General features: G+C 68.6%; 14 protein-coding genes and 1 pseudogene. 2 read left to right on the top strand and 13 right to left on the bottom strand.

Going from position 1 to position 18,621, the window contains the following annotated elements; genetic code table 11:
* The first annotated feature begins 361 nt into the window (after positions 1-361).
* Positions 362-1,108 carry a 6-phosphogluconolactonase gene (gene pgl, locus RDV84_RS18530; protein WP_078996275.1) on the top strand — a complete coding sequence of 249 codons (747 nt, stop codon included), beginning with the start codon at positions 362-364 and terminating at the stop codon, positions 1,106-1,108.
* 35 nt (positions 1,109-1,143) lie between these two features.
* Here pgl and RDV84_RS26840 read toward each other — a convergent pair.
* The 13 genes and pseudogenes from RDV84_RS26840 to RDV84_RS18475 all read right to left on the bottom strand — a co-directional run.
* Positions 1,144-1,200: pseudogene (locus tag RDV84_RS26840) on the bottom strand (DUF6053 domain-containing protein); the annotation flags it as partial.
* A gap of 32 nt (positions 1,201-1,232) precedes the next feature.
* Positions 1,233-1,349 (bottom strand): DUF6053 domain-containing protein, encoded by a 117-nt coding sequence (locus RDV84_RS26835; RefSeq protein ID WP_425606230.1) that lies wholly within the window; start codon positions 1,347-1,349, stop codon positions 1,233-1,235.
* Positions 1,350-1,362: 13 nt separating this feature from the next.
* Entirely contained in the window at positions 1,363-4,596 is a 3,234-nt protein-coding gene (locus tag RDV84_RS18525) for a discoidin domain-containing protein (RefSeq protein WP_425606231.1), read from the bottom strand.
* Positions 4,597-4,863: 267 nt separating this feature from the next.
* Positions 4,864-5,700 (bottom strand): carbohydrate ABC transporter permease, encoded by an 837-nt coding sequence (locus RDV84_RS18520; RefSeq protein ID WP_309151159.1) that lies wholly within the window; start codon positions 5,698-5,700, stop codon positions 4,864-4,866.
* Positions 5,697-6,575, bottom strand: a complete 879-nt coding sequence (locus RDV84_RS18515) for a carbohydrate ABC transporter permease (RefSeq protein WP_078996277.1) — start codon at positions 6,573-6,575, stop codon at positions 5,697-5,699. Before RDV84_RS18515 ends, RDV84_RS18520 begins: the two co-directional genes overlap by 4 nt.
* The gene (locus RDV84_RS18510; RefSeq protein ID WP_309151158.1) at positions 6,572-7,867 is read right to left on the bottom strand and encodes a sugar ABC transporter substrate-binding protein; all 1,296 of its coding nucleotides are present in this window, start codon (positions 7,865-7,867) and stop codon (positions 6,572-6,574) included. Before RDV84_RS18510 ends, RDV84_RS18515 begins: the two co-directional genes overlap by 4 nt.
* A 136-nt stretch (positions 7,868-8,003) precedes the next feature.
* Positions 8,004-9,665: a glucoamylase family protein gene (locus RDV84_RS18505; protein ID WP_057947811.1), complete on the bottom strand. Its 1,662-nt coding sequence runs from the start codon at positions 9,663-9,665 to the stop codon at positions 8,004-8,006.
* 112 nt (positions 9,666-9,777) lie between these two features.
* Positions 9,778-12,735: a TonB-dependent receptor gene (locus tag RDV84_RS18500; protein ID WP_309153754.1), complete on the bottom strand. Its 2,958-nt coding sequence runs from the start codon at positions 12,733-12,735 to the stop codon at positions 9,778-9,780.
* A gap of 210 nt (positions 12,736-12,945) precedes the next feature.
* On the bottom strand, positions 12,946-14,064 hold the full coding sequence (locus RDV84_RS18495; protein ID WP_425606233.1) for a LacI family DNA-binding transcriptional regulator: 1,119 nt from the start codon (positions 14,062-14,064) through the stop codon (positions 12,946-12,948).
* 236 nt (positions 14,065-14,300) lie between these two features.
* On the bottom strand, positions 14,301-14,576 hold the full coding sequence (locus RDV84_RS18490; protein WP_078996358.1) for a BolA family protein: 276 nt from the start codon (positions 14,574-14,576) through the stop codon (positions 14,301-14,303).
* Between the two features lie 2 nt (positions 14,577-14,578).
* Positions 14,579-14,878 (bottom strand): YciI family protein, encoded by a 300-nt coding sequence (locus tag RDV84_RS18485; RefSeq protein WP_057947812.1) that lies wholly within the window; start codon positions 14,876-14,878, stop codon positions 14,579-14,581.
* Positions 14,879-15,029: 151 nt separating this feature from the next.
* A complete protein-coding gene (locus tag RDV84_RS18480; protein ID WP_309151157.1) occupies positions 15,030-16,376 on the bottom strand; it encodes an XVIPCD domain-containing protein in 1,347 nt (448 codons plus the stop codon).
* 83 nt (positions 16,377-16,459) lie between these two features.
* Positions 16,460-17,002 (bottom strand): hypothetical protein, encoded by a 543-nt coding sequence (locus tag RDV84_RS18475; protein ID WP_309151156.1) that lies wholly within the window; start codon positions 17,000-17,002, stop codon positions 16,460-16,462.
* A gap of 625 nt (positions 17,003-17,627) precedes the next feature.
* Here RDV84_RS18475 and RDV84_RS18470 point away from each other — a divergent pair.
* Entirely contained in the window at positions 17,628-18,581 is a 954-nt protein-coding gene (locus RDV84_RS18470) for a segregation and condensation protein A (RefSeq protein ID WP_057947815.1), read from the top strand.
* The last annotated feature ends 40 nt before the right edge of the window (positions 18,582-18,621 follow it).

Here is an 18,621-nt window from a genome sequence, read left to right as displayed (position 1 = left end):
GGCGAAAGCCGGAATCCATTTTGACTTTGCTCTTGATGGGGCCAACCCAAAGCAAGATCAAAATGGGTTCCGGCTTTCACCGGAATGACGGCGTGGGGCTTCGCTGAAACCACGGCGCGGAGGTTTCCGCTTTCGCTGGAATCGCGGCGAAGCGATTGCGGCTTGTCGATGGATGCCGACGCGATTCCGGCACGTCGATCGAAGCTCGGGCACGTCGACCGGCACGATCCGAATGCCACGCCCGAACCCGCTGCGTCCCGTCCCTGCCCGCCTTAAGGCGCAATCCAACCGCCTGCACATGAGGCATCAGTCACATTCACTCAGCACACCGGCTTAAACCCGCGCATGCGAAGATCGCCGCATGCTCGACGACCCCACTCCCGTCCCGCACGATCCCGCCCAGCCGGAGGCCGCGCCGTATCGCTGGCACGAGCATCGCAATGCCGATGCGTGGGTCTGGGCCTGCGCGGTGGCCATCGCCGCCGAACTGCGCCGCGACCTCGCCCGGCGCCCGCGTTCGCGCTTGCTGCTGTCCGGCGGCACCACCCCCGCGCCGGTGTACCGCGCGCTGGCGCGCGCGCCGCTGGACTGGGCGCGGGTCGACGTGGCCCTGGTCGACGAACGCTGGCTGCAACCCAGCGATCCCGACAGCAACGCCTGGCTGGTGAAGCAGAACCTGCTACGCGACAACGCGGCGATGGCGCGCTTCGAATCGCTGACCCGCCCCGGCCACGGCATGGAGGAAGCCGTCGCCTTCGCCAACGCCCACGCCCGCCAGGACGTCTCCGCGGCGGTGTTGGGCATGGGCGAGGACGGCCACACCGCCTCGCTGTTCCCGGGCATGGCCGCGTTCGACCGGGTGCTGGCGTCGAAGCAGCCGTACGTGGCGATCGACGCCGGCGGCCTGCCCGGCGCGAAGCAATGGAGCAAGCGCATCAGCCTGACCCCGAACGGCCTGGCGTATGCGCGCTCGCGGTTCCTGCTGATCCAGGGCCAGGCCAAGCGCGAGGTGTTCGCGCAGGCGCTGGCCGACGGCAATCCCAAGCGCTGGCCGGTGTTGCTGGCGATGCAGGGCGAGGTGGCGCTGGACGTGCATTGGTGTCCGTGAGCGCAGAGTCGTGGGAAGGGCTTCAGCCCCGATGCTTTCGTCCAAGACGCGGCGATCCGACTGGAAAGCATCGGGCCTGAGGGCCCTCCCACAACACCCGCAGCGAGCGTGGGCCTGAAGGCCTTCACACCCGGCCTGGCATCGACGCCGTGCTTTCCTGTGGGAGGGACTTCAGTCCCGACGCTTTCGTCCAAGACGCGGCGATCCGACCGAAAAGCATCGGGCCTGAGGGCCCTCCCACGGATCCTCGCGACTCACTCCACTTCGACCGTCACCCGCGCCGGCGTCCGCTCCAGCCTGAGTTCGCCGTCTTTCCATTCGCGCGCCTTGCCATCGATCAGCGTGCGCCCCGGTTTCGCCGGCAACGGCCACTTCAGCGCCAGCCCGCCCGGCGGCGCGCGCAGGCCGGCGTCGAGTTCGAACACCACCTGCGAACCCGAGCGGCGCAGGCGATAGCCCAACGCTCCGTACGGCGTGCGCAGGCCCGAGACCGTCACGCCCTCGCCTTCCAACCAATCCGCCGGCACGCCCGCGGCCAGCACCAGCGACCGGTCGAGGTCGCGGGTGTAGGCGAACATCTCCAGCACCGAACGCACGTAGTCCGATTCGACCCAGGCATGCGGCAGGTCGCCGACGAAGAACGGCTTGCGCGGCGTGCGCGAGACCACTTCGGCCCACTGGTTCCAGCCGCGCGGCTGCTGGTCCTTGAAGAAGAAGTCCAGCGCCTCGTGCGCGCGCTCGCGCCAGCCCAGGCGCACGAAGCTGCCGACGGTGCGCAGTTCGTAAGGCGTGTAGTCCTTCCATTCGCGGCGGCCGTCGCGGCGATCGATGAACTCCTTCCAGTAGCGCTGGAACGTATTGTCCAGCAGTGGCTGCGGCAGCCAGCCCTGCTCGCCGCCGGGCGCCAGCGCGATGGTGGTCGAGGTGGCGTCGAAATCGCCGAGTTCGGCCGCGCCGGGAATGTAGTCGATGCCGTGGCGGCGGGTGGCGTGGCCGATGGAGGCGTACAGGTCGGCGCGGAACTGGTCGCGCGAAGCGGCGAACGCGCGCGCGTCCTCGTCCTTGCCGAGCCACTGGGCGATCTCGACCGCGTCCTTGTAACCGCGCAGCGCCCAGAAATTGTCCCAGTACGAATGCATCGGCTTGGCCGAATAGCCTTCGTGGCTGATCGAGGCCGGCATCATTCCGTAGAAGGCCGGATCGCGCGCGCGGTTCGCCTCGGTGCGCTCGCTCGCGCGCAGCTGGTCCATGTAGCGCACCGCGCCGACCACGTGCGGCCACATCTGCCCGAGCAACTCGCGGTTGCGGTCGTAGCGGTATTGCTCGGCGATGGCGAAGATCAGCTCGCCGTGGCTGTCGTTCTCCGGCACCGGGTCGCTGCCGCGGTCGTCGACGCAGCACGGCACCTTGCCGTTGGCGAACTGGTGCGGCGCGTACCAGCGCAGGAACTGCTCGGCCACGTCCTCGCGTCCCAGCCGCAGCAGGCCTTCGTTGATCATCGCGCCGTCGCGGATCCAGGCGCGCGCGTAGGAGCGCGTGCCCGGCTGCAGGCGCGGGCCGGTGCGGCTGATCAGCATGTGCGCGAGCGCGGTGCGCAGCGTATCGACCACGTGCCGGCCGGACGCGGGCACGCGCAGCTTGACCCGGTCGAGCTTGTCGCGCCATTGCTGCGCCACGACCCGCTGGCGCTCGGCGGCTTCGGCCAGATCGACGAAGCGGCCGTCGTCCTCGCCGATCAGCGCGCTGCTCCAGGCGAACTCGCGCGACTGCCCGGGCGCCAGCGTGACCCGATAGACCAGCGCGCCGGAGGCCATGGCGTTGCGGTCGTTGTCGACGCCGGTCGCGACCGAACCGCCGAAGCGGCGCAGGAACTCGGCCTGCGCGCTGCATTCGCCGCAGCGCAGTCGCCAGTCGGCCTGGGCCAGCAGCTTGACCACATCGCCATGGTCGAAGCTCGCCGCCAGCGTGGCGTCGGCCGCGCTGGCCTGGATCCGCCGCGCCGACACCCGCCCCTCGCCGCCTTCGACGCTGAAGCCGTGGCGGTCGGTGGTCAGGCTGCGGATGCGGCTGACGCCGCCGACCTGGCTCAGGAACTGGGTCGGCGGATTGACCTGCAGCGGCCGCAGCGCCAGCACGAACTGGTAGCTACGTTCGCGCTCGGTGTCGTTGCTGAGCCGGTAGCGCGCGATCAGGCGCGAGCCGCCGCCGCTTTGCCGGCGGTCGTCGGCGAAGGCGGTGATGTCGAGCTTGAACTGCGGATGCCGCCAGTGCGACGACGGGATCGGCAGGTAGCCGTCCTGCAGCGTCTGCGAGGTCCGCGCGTCGGCCCAGCCGACCAGCGCGTCGTCGCTGACCACGAACGGCTCCAGGCTGAAAGCGCCCTTGCCCACTTCGATCGCGCCGTCCTCGCCGATCAGCGCCTGGTCGGTGCCGCCGTCGACGCCAATGACGGTCCAATAGGGCTGCTCGCCGCTGAAGCCGCGCGGGAAGCGGCCGCGCGGCGCCTCGGCGGCGACGGCGCGGACGAAGTCGTTGGGCGTGGCGGCGAAGTCGAGCGGTTTCACTTCGAGCTCGGCCAGCGCGATGTCGGCGCCGGGGCCGCCTTGCGCGGTCAGGCGCAGGTAGCGCGCCTGCGCTTCGGGCAGCGCGAGGTAGTCCGCACCGCCGTCGCCGTCGCCGAGCGCGGCGGCGTCGCGCCAACCCTGGCCGTCGTCGGACAGCGCCAGGCGATAGCTCGACGCGTAGGCCGCGCCGAGCCAGCGCAGCACCACGCCGCCGAGTTCGCGCGAACGGCCGAGGTCGAAGGTGAACTGCGGCGGCCGCGCCGGGTCGAGCCGCGCGCGCCAGGCGGTGTCGCGCTTGCCGTCGACCGCCTCGCCCGCCGCGCCGCCGGGCAGCGCGCTGCTGGCGCTGGCGCGGCCGCTGTACGGCCCGCCCGGATCGACCGGCAGCGGCTGCATCGTCAGCGAATCGAAGCACACCGAGCCCTTGCCGCCGGCGCTGTTGTAGACGGTGAATTCGAGCTTGGCGCTGCGGCGCAGGCTCGGGTCCGGATCGGGACCCCAGGCGCGCGCGATATGCCGCTTCTTGTAGACCACCGGCGTCCATTGCCTGGGGTAGTCGTAGCGCGGCTTGTTGACCCACCACACGTTGTCGCCGCTGGCGTCGACCAGCTTGAACTGCAGGTCGTTGGCCGGCGAATCGCCGCGCAGTTGGAACGCGAACTGGTAGTTGTCGGGGTACTCCAGCGGCAATTCGCGCTGCAGGCCGGCATAGCCGGAGACGCCGTTGAAATCGTAGTCCAGGCACAGCGCGGCGCCGTCGGCGCCTTCGGTCTTGCGCAGCGTGGCGGCGACCTGATCGGAAACGACGACCGTCCACGGCGCGGCGGATTCGAAGTCGTCGAGCATGCGCGGCGAAGCGACGGAGACGGCCGCAGATGCAGCTTGGGCGGAACAGGCGAGCGCCAGCAACCCCGCCGCCAACATCGCGCCCCATCGCGCCTGTCCAAACTGCCACACCGTCATTCCGGCGAAAGCCGGAACCCATTTTGTCGTTGCTTCCGCATCCCCCGCGACGAGGAGCGGTGAAGCAAGATCAAAATGGGTTCCGGCTTTCGCCGGAATGACGGATCGGGAGAACCGGATCATCGGATAGAACCACTTCGCCATCGCTCGCACTCCTTCCGCCGCCGCTCGCGGCCCATCCCTCGCGACTATCGCAGCCCCGGGCGCCCGCGAGCGCCCGACGCGGTCTCAGCCCTTGACGCTGCCCACCAACAGGCCTTGCAGGTAATAGCGCTGCAACACCAGGAACAGCAACAGCACCGGCACCACGGTCACCACCGAGCCGGCCATCATCATCTCGTTGTCCTGCACGTGCTCGCGCGAGAGCGAGGCCAACGCCACCGGCAGGGTCTGCAGGTGTTCGTCGCTGAGCACGATCAGCGGCCACATGAAGTCGTTCCAGGCGCCGAGGAAGCTGAAGATCGCCAGGGTCACCAGGATCGGCCGCAGCGCCGGCAGCACGATCTGGAAGAAGATCCGCAGCTCGCCGGCGCCGTCGATGCGCGGCGCTTCCAGCAGTTCGTCGGGAATCGAGCGCGCGTACTGGCGCACCAGGAAGATGCCGAAGATGCCGGCCATGCCCGGCACCACCGCGCCGGCGTAAGTGTTGATCAGGCCCATCTGCTTGAGCATCAGGAACAACGGCATCATCGACACCTGCGCCGGGATCACCAGCGCCGCCAGCAGCAGCCGGAACACGCCCTCGCGCCCGGCGAAATCGAGCTTGGCGAAGGCGTAGCCGGCCAGGGTGTTGAGCAGCACCGCGATCGCCGTCACCAGGGTCGAGATCAGGAAGCTGTTGAGCAGGTAGCGGCCCATGCCCATGCGCGAGAACAGCTCGCTGTAGTTGTGCAGGGTCGGCGAGGCCGGCCACAGCGGCGGCGGGAACGCCGCGGCCTCGCCGGGCTGCATCAGCGACACCGCCAGCATCCACAGCAGCGGCGCCAGGCTCAACGCCGCCAGGCCGATCAGCAGGCCGTTGACGATCGCGCGCGCCAGCCAGGCCGGCATGCCGTCGCGGTTCATTCGACCCCCTTGCGCCGCGCCAGCCACATCAACGCGCTGGTGCTCGCGGTCATCAGCACGAACAGCAGGAACGCCACCGCCGAGGCGTTGCCCAGGTTCCACCATTTGAAGCCTTCCTCGTACATCAGGTACAGCACGCTGACGGTGCTTTGCAGCGGGCCGCCCTGGGTCATCACATAGGGCTCGGCGAACAGCTGGAAATAGCCGGCCAGGGTCAGGATGCTGACCATCAGCAGCACCGGCCCGAGGATCGGCAGGGTGATGTGGCGGAACTGGCGCGTGGCGCTGGCGCCGTCGATGCGCGCGGCTTCGTACAGGTCCTCGGGGATCGCCTGCAGCCCGGCCAGGAAGATGATCATGTTGTAGCCGAAGTTCTTCCACACCGCGAACACGATGATGCTCGGCATCGCCCAGCGCGGATCGCCGAGCCAGTCCACCGGATCGATGCCGAGCCCCGACAGCCCCCAGTTGATCAGGCCGTAGCGCGTGTGCAGCAGGTAGCGCCAGATCACCGCCACCGCCACCACCGTGGTCACCACCGGGGCGAAGAAGGCGGTGCGGAAGAACGGCTTGAACACGCCGAGCTTGGAATTGAGCAGCAACGCCGCGCCGAGCGACACCGCGATCGACAACGGCACGCCGACGGCGACGAAGTACAAGGTGTTGCCCAGCGCCTTCCAGAACAGCGGATTGCGCAGCAACCCCAGGTAATTGTCGAAGGCGACGAAGCGCAGGTTCTCGATGTGCGCCAGCGAGTAGATGTCGAAGTCGGTCAGGCTCAGCGCCAGCGCGGCCAGCACCGGCAGGCCGAAGAACAGGCCGATCACGCCCAGCGCGGGCGCGGCGAACACCCAGCCGGCGGTGGAGGGCTTCATCCGCCCTCCCCGGGCTCGGCCGCCGGCGACGCGGACTTGGCGGCCCGCTGGTCGGCCTGGTCGAGCATCCAGCGCCGCTTTTCCAGGATGCGGTCGGCGCGGCGGTCGAGTTCCGCCGCCGCCTGGTCGACCGTGAGGCGGCCGTTGGCGAGCTGTTCGCCGACCAGCTTGATCTCCATGGCGATGCGCTCCCACTCCGGCACCTTCGGCGCCGGTCGCGCGCGTTCGAGCTGGTCGCGGAACGCGCGCGCATACGGGTCGCCGACCAGCGCCGGCGCATTCCACGATTCGCGCCGCGGCGGCAGGTTGCCGGTCAGGCCGTGGAAACGCATCTGGGTCGCGGGCTCGGACAGGTAGGCGATCAGCTTCCACGCCGCGTCCTGGCGCGGCGAGCCGCGGAACAGCACGAAACTGGCGCCGCCGGCCACCGACGCGCCGGGCCCATGCTCGCCCGGCAGCGGCATGGTCATCCACTTGCCCTGCAGGTCCGCCGGCAGGCGCCGCTTGAACTCGGCGATGTTCCAGGGGCCGTTGACGTAGAAACTGAAGTAGCCGCGGCCGAATTCGTTCCACACGTTGGCGATCTGGGTGTTGCTCGCCAGCGGCGCCCACTGCTGCGCGAACGCTTCGCGGTAGAACGCCAGCGCGCGCTTGAAGCCCGGGCTGCGGAAATTGCCGTAGCGGCCGCCGTCGCGCAGCAGCGGCTCGTCGGCCTGGATGCCCAGGTTCAGCAGCGGCTCGGGCTCGTTGAGCGGGAACAGGACGGCGTAGCGATCGGGGCCGACTTCGCGCTTGATCGCCGCCATCGCCGTCTTCCATTCGTCCCAGGTCTGCGGCGGCCGGGCGATGCCGGCGTGTTCCAGCAGGTCGCGGCGGTAGTACGGCAGCCGCGTCTCCACGTACCAGGGCACCGCATAGGCGCGCCCGTCGATCACGCCGGTGTCCCACGCGCCGGCGAAATAGTCCTGCGCGCGCAGCCCGGGCGTCGCCGCGATGCGCCGGTCCAGCGGTTCCAGCGCGTCGAGCAGGGCGAACTCGGAGACCCAGGTGTTGCCGATCGCGCACACGTCGGGCAGCGAATCGCCGGCGAACGCGGTCAGCAGCTTCTCGTGCGCGGAGGTGATCGGCAGTTGCTGCACCTGCACGCGGATGTCTGGATTCTGGCGTTCGAACTCGGGGATCAGGCGCGCGACCATCTCGCCCTCGAAACCCATCGCCCAGAACTTGACCACGGTGCGGCCGTCGCCGCGGCCCGAGCAACTGCCCAGCAGCAGCACGAGCGAGGCCAGCATCAGCAGCGAAGCGATGCGCCGGCCCCATCGCCCGCAGACATACCTCGCCGGCCGCGCCGGCCCGCCGCGGCCGGCCGCGTCCGCCGTCCGCTCCGCCGGGCTTGCTCGCCGCGCGCGCGCGCTCAGGCCCACGCCGTCAATCCGGCTGCTTCGACGCCGGCTTCGGCGGCGTGCGGCCGGCGCGCGATTCGGCCTCGCCGAGCGCGCGCGCGGTGGCCGGATCGATCGGACCGTCGGGCTTGGCCGCCGGCTTGGCGTCCTCGGCCTTGTTCGCGTCCTTGCCGCCGTCCTTGCCCTTGCCCGCATCCTGCGCCGGCGCCAGCCAGCCGCCCTTGAAGCCCGCGCGCTCCAGGCCGGTGCGGATGTAGGCGTTGCGCTTCATCACGTTCCAGACGAATTCGTTGCGGTAGTTCGAGATCATGGTCAGGATCGGCCCCTGGTCGATGCCGATGTAGTCGCTCGACACCCAGCCCTGGTTCGGCACCAGCCGCCCGGTCTTGAGCGGGATGTCGTAGTTGAAGCTGGGGTTGAACGAATCCAGGAAGCCGTAGCTGGAATAGATGTACTCGCCGTAGCGCTCGTGCATCGACAGCGTGGTCGGGATCACGATCTCCGGCGCGAACGGCAGCGAGGCGATCGCCGCGGTCGGGGCGATGGTGCCGTCGTCGAAGTTCTCGCGCAGGCCGGCGCCGCGCGCCGAGTAATGGCGGAACTGGCGCTGCTCGCCGCGGTATTCCTGCAAGGTCTGCTGCGGGCCGTCGCTCGCGGTCAGGCCCCACAGCTCGGGGCCGTAGTCCTTCCACTTCATCGGATTGGCGATGGCGTAGGCGCGCTGGGCGTAGGCAGCGCGGCGGCTGTTCTCGAAATAATCGATGCCGCGCTCGCGCATGTAGTCGTCCTGGATGCCGCGGAAGTCGATCCAGACGTGGCTGTACTGGTGGCCGAACAACGGGCCGAAGGCCAGGAACTCCTCGCCCTGGTACACGCCCCAGACATCGTTGTAGGTGCGCGTCCACACCGTCCAGGCCTCCGGCTCGACCGGATGGCTCGGCGAGCCCAGCGCCAGCACGTACAGCAGCATGGCCTCGTTGTAGCCCATCCAGTCGTGCTTGATGAAGCCCGACTCGGGGAACCAGCCCATCGAGATCAGCGGCTTGTTCTGCTGCAGCCACTGCCAGTCCACGCGCTTGTACAGGGTGTCGGCGATCTCGCGGATTTCCTTCTCGCGCGCGTCGTCGCGGTCGTAATAGGACTGGGCGAACAGCACGCCCATCATCAGCAGGCCGGTGTCCACGCTCGACAGCTCGACCCAGCTGTCGTAACGCTCGCCCTTCTGCATGTCGAGGAAGTGGTAGTAGAACCCCTTGTAGCTGCCCTTGCCGCTGGCCTGCGGCCCGGCCGGCAGGTCGCGCAGGAACTTCAGCGTGGTCAGGGTGCGGTCGACCGCCTGGGTGCGGCTGACCCAACCGCGCTCGATCCCGATCGGATAGGCGGTCAAGGCGAAGCCGACCGAGGCGATCGAGGCGAACGGGCGCGAGGGATAGCGGTCCGGCGTCAGGCCGTTGCGCTCGTTGCTGGTGTCCCAGAAGAACTGGAACGTGCGCTTCTCGATGTCGCGGAACAGCGGCGGCAGTTCCAGCCGCTCCTGCTTGAGCGGCTCGACCACGACCGGCCCGGGACTGACGATGGGCTGGGTCTGCGATTGCGTCTCGGGTTTCTTGCAAGCGGACAATGCGAGCAGCAACGTGCCCAGGAGCGTGAAGGAAACCGCGCGCGTTGTCGTTTTCGCCAGTTGCATGAAACCGAAGACCCCTGTGTCTTGGTGGATACGTCGTCGCGAACCTCGCCGCGTCCTGCGCGTCCGCGTTCCGCGCGACCGGCCGCCCGAACCCGGGCGGCCGGCGCGAGGTTTACCAGTTGAAGCCCATCGACAGCTTGAACATGCGGGTCGGCAACGCAATGTTGTCGCGCCGCTCGCCCAGCTTCGGATTGGGCGCGCCGACCACGCCGCGATAGGTGTCGTAGTCGATGTAATTGCGCCAGTTGAACACGTTGAGCACGTCGCCGCGCGCCCACAGCTTGAAGCCGGCGCCGGTGTCCCACTCCTTCTGCAGCGCCAGGTCGAACTGCTTGAAGCCGATCGTATCGTCCGGCGTGTACGGATCGAAGAAGCAGGCGTTCGAGCCGTAGACGACGCAGTTGGTCGATTCCTCCGCTTCCGGGCTGGCCAAGGTCAGCTTGCCCGACAGGGTCATGCCGTAGAAGTCCATGATCCCGGTCGCGACGAAACGATGCCTGGAGATGCCCAACGCGCGGGTGAATCCGACGCGGTCCAGGTTCGGATAGTCGAACGTGAAGATGTCGGAGTTGTTGCGGTTCTCCTTGGCGTCGGTAAAGGTGTAGGCGAAGCTCACGCCCCAGCCCGACTCCTGGGTGAAGGGTTTCTCCAGCGACAGCAGCAACTGCTTGGTCTTGGTCTCGACCGCGTTGTTGCCGAGGAAGAACTTGCCGAAGCCCGGCAGGGTGTCGCCGAACGGCGCGCTGCCGAAGCTGACCCCGGGCGGGAAGAACGTGCCGTCCGGACGGCGGTTGCCGAGCGAGAACAGGATGCCGTCCTTGCTGTGCACGTAGACCGCGGTCGCCGAGGAATTCCACTCCTGGCCGAACAGTTCGAAGGCGTTGCGCATGCCCAGGCTGAACTGATCCGAATACGGCGTCTTGAGGTCGTTGTTGAGCAGGAACACCTCCGAGCCCGCGTTCGGCCGCTGCCGCGACAGCGCGGCCAGGGTCTCGGGATCGAAGAAGCTCGGATCGAAATTGAAGCAGTTGCCGTTCGGCGTGACCGTGCAGCTGTGGTTCGGCGAGTTGAACTGGTAGGTCACCTGCTGGAACGCCAGGCGGTAACGCTCGTACGACAGGTAGTCGAACTGGTTGCGGTTGTAGGACCGCCCGGCGCCGCCGAAGATCACGTGGCGCTCGTCGCCGTTCAAGTCGTAGGAGAAGCCCAGCCGCGGCTGCCAGCCGTCCTTGAACGCCTTGCGGTTGTTGCCGTTGCTGATGTAGTCGTTGTAGTCGTAATCGACGTTGGCGTTGTTGATGTTGGACCAGCCGCGCAGCGCCGCGACCAGGTTGGCCGGAGTGCGGTAGTCCTCGTAGCTCGGGGTCTGCTCGTAGTCCCAGCGCAGGCCCAGGTTCAAGGTCAGGTGCTCGTTGACCTCCCAGTCGTCCTGCAGGTAGATGCCGAACTGCTTGTTGCGCGACTTCACCTCGGGCGGGAAATCGCCGGCGGTGCCGGAGAACACCACCTCGTAAGGCGTGGCGAAGTCGCGGATGTCGTAGCGGAACTGCGGCGAGTACGGCTGCTTCTCCATCGCGTTGATGTCGACGACCTTGTACTTGAAACCGGCCTTGACCGTATGCCCGGTCCAGCCGCTCCAGGTGAAGTCGTTCTGCAGCCCGTAGCCCTTCTGGCCCTTGTCCTGGAAGTCGCCGCCGCCGCCGAAGAACAGCACCTCTTCCATGTCGGGGTTGTTGCGGGCCTCCTGGCCCTGCTTGGGCACGCGCAGTTGGTAGCCGTTCAACAGCGTCGCCGGACGCGGGCCGAAGCTGACGTCCTCGAAGGTGAGGTGCGCGTCGTTGAGCCAGTTCTCCGCGCTGTACTGGTAGCGCAGGTCCAGGCGGGTCTCCTCGCCGGCCTTGAGCGTGCCGTATTCGGGCAGGCGCGCGCCGCCGATGCCGGTCAGTTCGTCTTCCTTGCGGTACTTGGCGGTGAACTCGACCAAGTGATTGTCGCCCGGGGTCCAGTCGATCTTGCCGAAGTACAGGTCTTCCTTGAACGGCGCGCTCGGCGACTGCCGGGTCATTTCCTGGAACTGCGCCGGCAACTGGTCGATGCGGTAGTTGCGGCCGGGAATGATGGTGCGCGGCGAGCTGTACTCCTTGGCCTCGTAGGTCACGAAGAAGTGCAGCTTGTCCTGGATCAGCGGGCCGCTGAACGACGCGCCGTACTGCTCTTCCTTCTGCTGCGCCTTGGGCACCTCGCCCTTTTCCTCGCGCGGGGTCTTCGACGCCCACTGGTCGGAGGTGTAGTCCCAGAAGAAGCTGCCGTGGAAATCGTTGCCGCCGGACTTGGTCACCGCGGTGATCGCGGCGCTGCTGAGCTGATCGTATTCGGCCTTGTAGTTGGAGGTGATCACCTTGTACTCGGCGATGCCCAGCTGCGGGAACGGATTGCCGCGGCTGGAGTCCTGCCCGGTGATGCCGCCCTTGAGCACGTAGTCCTTCTGGCCGACGCCGTCGACGTAGACGTTGATGCCGTTGCTGAGCTGGGCGCCGCTGCGCAGCTTGGTCGAGCCTTCGGTGCCGGTGGTGAACTGCACGCCCGGCACGATGTCGGCGAAGGCGAGGAAGTTGCGCGAGCCCTGCGGCAGCGCGGCGATCTGCTTGTTGCTGACGTAGGTGGCGATTTCCGAGGTCTTGTTTTCCACCAGCGCGGTCGAGGTCACCGTGACCTTGTCCAGGTCGGTGGCCTCGCCCGCCGGTGCGGTCTCGGCGACGCCGCCGGTGGACAGGTTCAAGGTCGCCGACTGGCCGACGGCGACGGTGACGTTGCGGGTATTGGTCTGGCCGTCGGCGTCGACGTCGATGCGGTAGTTGCCCGGCGGCAGGCCGGCCAGGGTGTAGTTGCCGTCGCTGCCGGTCTGGACCTTGCGCACCAGGCCGCTGGCCAGGTTGGTCGCGCTCACGCTGGCGTTGGCCGACGGACCGGCGTTGCCGCTGACCACGCCGCGGATGGTCGCGGCGGTGCTTTGCGCCAGCGCCGCCGGCGCGGCCATCGCCAGGCAGCTGGCGAGCGCGCACGCGAGCAGGCTGCGGCCGGGCGCGAATCGGGACGGAGCAAGTGCGGTCCGTACGTATTGGGGCCGGTCGGGTTGCGACCGTGGATGTCGGCCTTGCGTGTCGTTGTCGTGGTTCATCTGCGTTCCTCCCTCCAAGGAGCACGTGACTGCAGTGCAGCGTTGACGAAGCGGCATTCGTTGTAATCGCTTACACGCGCGGCCAAATTTTTTTCGCCCGGATCAGGCGCCGCCCCCCCGGCGAAGTCCCGATTCGCGCACGATCAATTCAGGCCGCAGCGGCTCGCTTTGCCGCGGTTTTTCCGGGTTGGAATCGTTGTCGCCCGCTCTGTCGGCGGGTGTCGGGTCCTCGTCTGTCCCAGCCGCGTGGGCCGGGTTGGCATGGGCCGCCGCCGCATCCGCCGCGGCCGGTTCGGGATTGAGCCGGGCCAGCAGCATCCGCGCCGCGCGCGCGCCCAACTCGGCGATATTGACCCGCATGGTCGTTAGCGCCGGGTGGACGTAGCGCGCCAGCGGGATGTCGTCGAAGCCGGTCACGGCGATGTCGCCGGGCACCCGCAGCCCACCCTGGACCAGCCCGAACAGGCAGCCCAGCGCCATCATGTCGTTGGCGGCGAACACCGCGTCGGGACGTTCGTCCGCAGCCAGCAGCGCGCTGCCGGCGGCGTGGCCGGAGGCTTCGTCGAAGCGGCCCGGCAGCACCCATTCGCGCGCGCCCGGCAGCAGCCGCGCCAGCGCTTCGCGATAGCCGCGCAGGCGCTCGTTGGCGTCGAAGTTGTCTTCCGGCCCGGCGATGAAGGCGATGCGGCGATGCCCCGCCCCGACCAGATATTCGACCATCGCCTGGGCGCCGCCGTAGTTGTCGACGTTGAGCGACGGCGTGTCGGCGCTGGCGTCCTGGGCGTTGATCAGCACCGTCGGCAGGGTCGCCGACAGTTCCTCGGCGATCGACACCTGTGCGGCCGCATACGGCGACATCACCAGCAGGCCGTCGACCCGGCCGCGCATCGCCCGCAGCGCCGAAACCTGTTCCTCGGGCTGGCCGTGGTAACTCGACACCAGCAGGTGCAGGCGATGCTCGCGCGCGACCTGGTCGACGCCGCGCACCAGTTCGGAGAAGAACTCGCCGTGCAGGTCCGGCAACACCACGCCCAGGGTCTGGGTGCGGCGGCTGCTGAGGCTGCGCGCCGCCGCGTGCGGCGTGTAGCGCAGGTCGTTGGCCACGGCCAATACGCGCCGGCGCACGTCCTCGGCGACGTTGCCATGGCCGTTCAAGGTCCGCGATACTGTCGCCACCGACACTTGGGCCGCGCGGGCGACATCTTTGATCGTCACGCTCACCACAGTCCTCGACCGCCCCTCGCGGCTGGAAACTGCGACGACTGTAAACGTTTTCAGGAACGAGTGTAAAGCGCTTGTTATGAAAACCGGCTAGCGGCCCGAAAACCGCGCAATCCCCGGCGGATCCATGTTGCGCTGCAGCGCAGGCGAAGAGCCGAGAAGTGAGCGAAGAGAAGTGAGGAGTGAGCAAGAGCAATGCGGCTTTTGCTCGCTCCTCACTCCTCTTCGCTGTTTCCTCAAGCCTCTCCCGGCGTCTTGGCGCTGATCGACAACGCATGGATGTCGGTGGTCATCAGTTCGCCGACCGCGGCATACACCGCGCGATGGCGCGCGATCGGGTTCAGGCCGGCGAACGCGGCGCTGACCACGGCGACGCGGAAATGGCCGCGGCCGTCCTGGGCGCCGGCGTGGCCGGCGTGGCGGTGGCTCTCGTCCTCGATCTCCAGCGCGGTCGGCGCCAGCGCCGCCTCGATCGCGGCGCGGATCGCCGCGACCCGCTGCTCGCGCGGCAGGCTCACGGCAGCACCTTGCGGAACGGCCGCACGTCGACCCGCGCGTACACGCCGGCTTCGACGTACGGATCGGCGTCGGCCCAGGCGCGCGCGGCGTCCAGCGATTCGAACTCGGCCACGATCACGCTGCCGCTGAAACCGGCCGGACCCGGGTCCTCGGCGTCGATCGCCGGGCACGGCCCGGCCAGCAACAGGCGGCCCTGGTCGCGCAGATCGTGCAGGCGCTGCAGGTGCGCGGGCCGCGCCGGGCCGCGCTTGGGCAGCGCGTCGGCGACGTCGTAACCTTCGATCAGATACCACATGGCGAACCTCGGCACAGCGGCGTGGGAGAGCGCGCATTGTAGCGGCCGCCCGCGCCGCGGCGGCATTGCGCGACGCGGCGTTACGGGCGCGCAAACGAAACAGCCCGCATCCGAAGATGCGGGCTGCCGGTAACGCGAACCGCCGTGGCGATCAGGCGACCTTGGCCGGAACCTGCTGGTTGCGCTGCTGCTCCTGCTGCTGGCTCTGGTCCTGCTGCTTGGCCGACTGCGGCACGTCCTGCTGCAGGCGCTGGGTCGACTGCTCCACGCTCTGGTTGACCGCCTGGTTGGCGTCGACATACGCGCGCTTGTGGCTGGGATCGTTGAGCTCGCCCTGCACCGCGAACAGGCCGTTGCCGCTGGCGTTGCGGGTGACGTGGTTGATCTCGGTCAGGCCACTGATGCGCGCGTCGTAGGTCAGCGTGGCCGCGGCGCGCTCGAGCTCCTGGTGGTTCTTGAAGCCGCCGAGCTTCTCCAGCCCCGACACCGCCTGCTGGTACATGGCGTTGTCGCGGTGGGCCGGGTCCGACAGCAGCGGGCCGGCGTTGGCGTCGTGGCGCGGCTGCGCGGTCTTGAGCTCGCGCAGGGTGTTGGGGCCGGCGATGCCGTCCACGGTCAGGCCCGGGTGGTCCTTCTGGAACTGCTCCACCGCGTGCTTGGTGCGGTCGCCGAACTTGCCGTCGGCGACCAGCGCCTTGCCCTCGGCGTCGCGGTAGCCCAGCGCGTTGAGCCGCTCCTGCATCGCCTTCACTTCCGGACCGTGCTCGTCCTTGCGCAGCACGCCGTCGGCCATCGCCGGGGCGTCGTGCTTGTCGCCGGGCTTGTGGTCGTGGTTGTGCGCGTTGCCGGCGTTGGTGCCGGGGTTGTGCACGATGCTGCCCTTGCCCGAGACGTCGCTGACCTTGGCGTTGCCGGTCAGGTTTTCCGAATGCGGCGGACGCTTGTCGGTGGTGATCGCGCCGCTGTCCATGTCGCGGATGTAGCGGTCGGCCTGCGGCAGGTAGCTGGTGTTGATGTCGAGGTGGACGTGCTTGCCGAAGGCGTTCGGGTTGCCCTTGTTGAAGCCGCCCTGGATGCCGACCGACTCGCCGTACTCGATCTTCTGGCCTTCGCGCAGGTTGGTGTTGCGCAGGTCCAGGTGGCGGTACTGGGCGATCATCTCGCGGCTGGGGTCGTTGGCCGGCTTGTCGTAGATCTGGACGATGCCGTTGGCCGGGTCGATCTTGCCGATGTAGCCGTTGGCCACCGCCGGCACCTTGACCGAGGCCGAGCCGCCGGCCTGCAGGACGAAGTCCTTGGACACGAAATGGTCGCCGTCGCGGGTGACGGTGGCGCGTCCGTTGTAGTTGCCGAGCAACTCCTCGCGCTCGCCGTTGACCGTGCCGTAGACGCGGCCCTTCTCATTGCCGCGGCTGGGGTGGTGGCGATCGATGTCTTCGAAGTCGTGGACGTTCTGGACCTTGCTGCCGACCGATTCGACGATCTTGTAATTGGGCATCGCACTTCTCCATGTCGATGTTTCGTTGCGCTCGCGCGCAGGGTGATGGGGCCGGACCCGCGTCGGTGTCGCGGGCGCGCTGGTCAGCGCAGCTGCAGGGTCAGCTGCCAGCACCCTTGTTGGTGTTGGAACACGTACGCCTCGGGCGGACCCAAGGTCTTGACCACTTCATCGTCGGGCGAGAACTCGGCCTTGGCGAAATCCAGGCGCATGCGGTCGCCTTCGAGCTTGCGGTCGAGCTTGATCCGGGCCAGCTCGCCGTCGGGCTTGCCGGGCTCGAAATAGGACCACTGGTAGTCGACCAGGGCGATCCGGAACGGCTCGGTCGGCCCGGTCTGGTGCGCGATCGGCTGGTCCGGGGCCTTGATCTCGCGGACTTCGAAATTCGGCGAGGTGTACGCGGCGCGCTTGTCCGGCTCGGCGATGAAGGCCTCCAGGAAGCTGGCGAAGCCGTCCTCGGTCTTGGCGCAGGCGCCTTCGGGCAGGGCCGAGCGCGCGGCGGCGGGCGCGGCCGCCGGGCTGGCGGCGGGCGCAGGCGCGGCCGCCGCGGGCGGCGCGGGTGCCGGCTTGCTGCATGCGGCCAATGCCACGGCCAAGGCGAGGGCCGCGATCCTTGCTGATTTCATCCTGTGATTCCCCAAAAGCCGCGCGAAACGCGCGCGATACCGCGAGTCTAGCCGCATGCCGTCCCCCAACGGGCCTGCGCATGCAGAGCATAAACCACCTGCGCGCCCTGCACATTTTCCGAATCAGCTTGGCGCCGTCGAGTCGATCATTTGCACTAGAACGCGCCGCGCCATGGCAGGCGGCCGGCCGGCAGCGGCCCCGCCGGGCGGCGCAGCGTTCATGCCGGCGCTGGACACCATCGCCCCCAGCCCTTACCCTAAACCCCGATTGCCGTCAGGCCGGATGCAGCAAACCCCGTCGCGACCGGAACCCCACGCCCGTCGCCACGTTCGCCCTCGTACTCCCCCGCACCTCTCGTGCGCCGGTACGCGTGCATCGCCGCAGTCCTCCGGCCCGCGCCCGCAAGCCTCCTCAGCCCCCGCCCGCCAGGTTCCGACCGGCGCGCAGGCCGGACTTGTTCGGGCCAGCAGCGCACACCTTTTTGAGTGGTCCGTAGCACCCGTAGGGACGTTTCGTCCGGCCGCAGGGGTCTTCCCCGCAGCCCGGCGTCGGTCCCGGCGCAGCCCCGTGCCGCGCGCATCGTCGCAACAAGCTGTGCCCACGGCCCGGAGGGGCCGGTTTCCGATGACCAACCAAGCCGCGCCCGCCGACGAATCCGCCGCGGACTCCACCGCCGAATCCGTCGCCGGGCCCAAACCAGGCCAGGTTCCAGGCCCGACCGCGCCGCAGCAGCAGGAGATGCCGCTGGCGGTGGTGCATGGTCAGCCGGTGCTGCAGATCCCCCAGGACCTGTACATCCCGCCGGACGCGCTGGAAGTCATCCTGGAAGCGTTCGAAGGCCCGCTGGACCTGCTGCTGTACCTGATCCGCCGGCAGAACCTGGACATCCTCGACATCCCGGTGGCGGACATCACCCGCCAGTACGTCGAATACATCCAGGCCATGCACGAGATGCGTTTCGAGCTGGCCGCCGACTACCTGGTCATGGCCGCGATGCTGGCCGAGATCAAGTCGCGCATGCTGCTGCCGCGCGCGGTCAACGAGGAAGGCGAGGAAGAGGACCCGCGCGCCGAGCTGGTCCGCCGGCTGCAGGAGTACGAGCGCTACAAGAAGGCGGCCGAGGACATCGACGCCCTGCCCCGCCAGGACCGCGACACCGCGCCGGTGCAGGCCTTCGTCCCCGACCGCGCGGCGGTGCGGCTGCCGCCGCCGGTGGAGCTGAAGGAACTGCTGCTGGCCCTGCACGACGTGTTCAAGCGCGCCGAGCTGTACACCCAGCACGCGATCAAGCGCGACGCGCTGAGCGTGCGCCAACGCATGGGCGAGCTGCTCGCGCGCATGTCGGACGGCGCGTTCTACCGTTTCGAATCGCTGTTCACGGTCGAGGAAGGCCGTCTTGGCGCGGTGGTGACCTTCCTCGGCCTGCTGACCCTGGCCAAGGAGCAGCTGGTCGAGATCGTCCAGGACGCGCCGCTGGCGCCGATCTACGCCAAGTCGCTGGCGCTGATGAAGGACCCGGACGAGATCGAGCTCAGCAGCGAGTTCGACTCGGCCGCCAACGACGAAGACCCGGCGTGAACCGGCGCGCCGGCCCGTCCGCGTCGCGGACCCGCAAGCC

Origin of the sequence: Lysobacter yananisis, from assembly GCF_031199375.1 — a bacterium.
GTDB lineage: Bacteria > Pseudomonadota > Gammaproteobacteria > Xanthomonadales > Xanthomonadaceae > Lysobacter > Lysobacter yananisis.
Note: the sequence above shows the minus strand (reverse complement) of the source record. Positions and strands in the feature narration are given on the sequence as shown.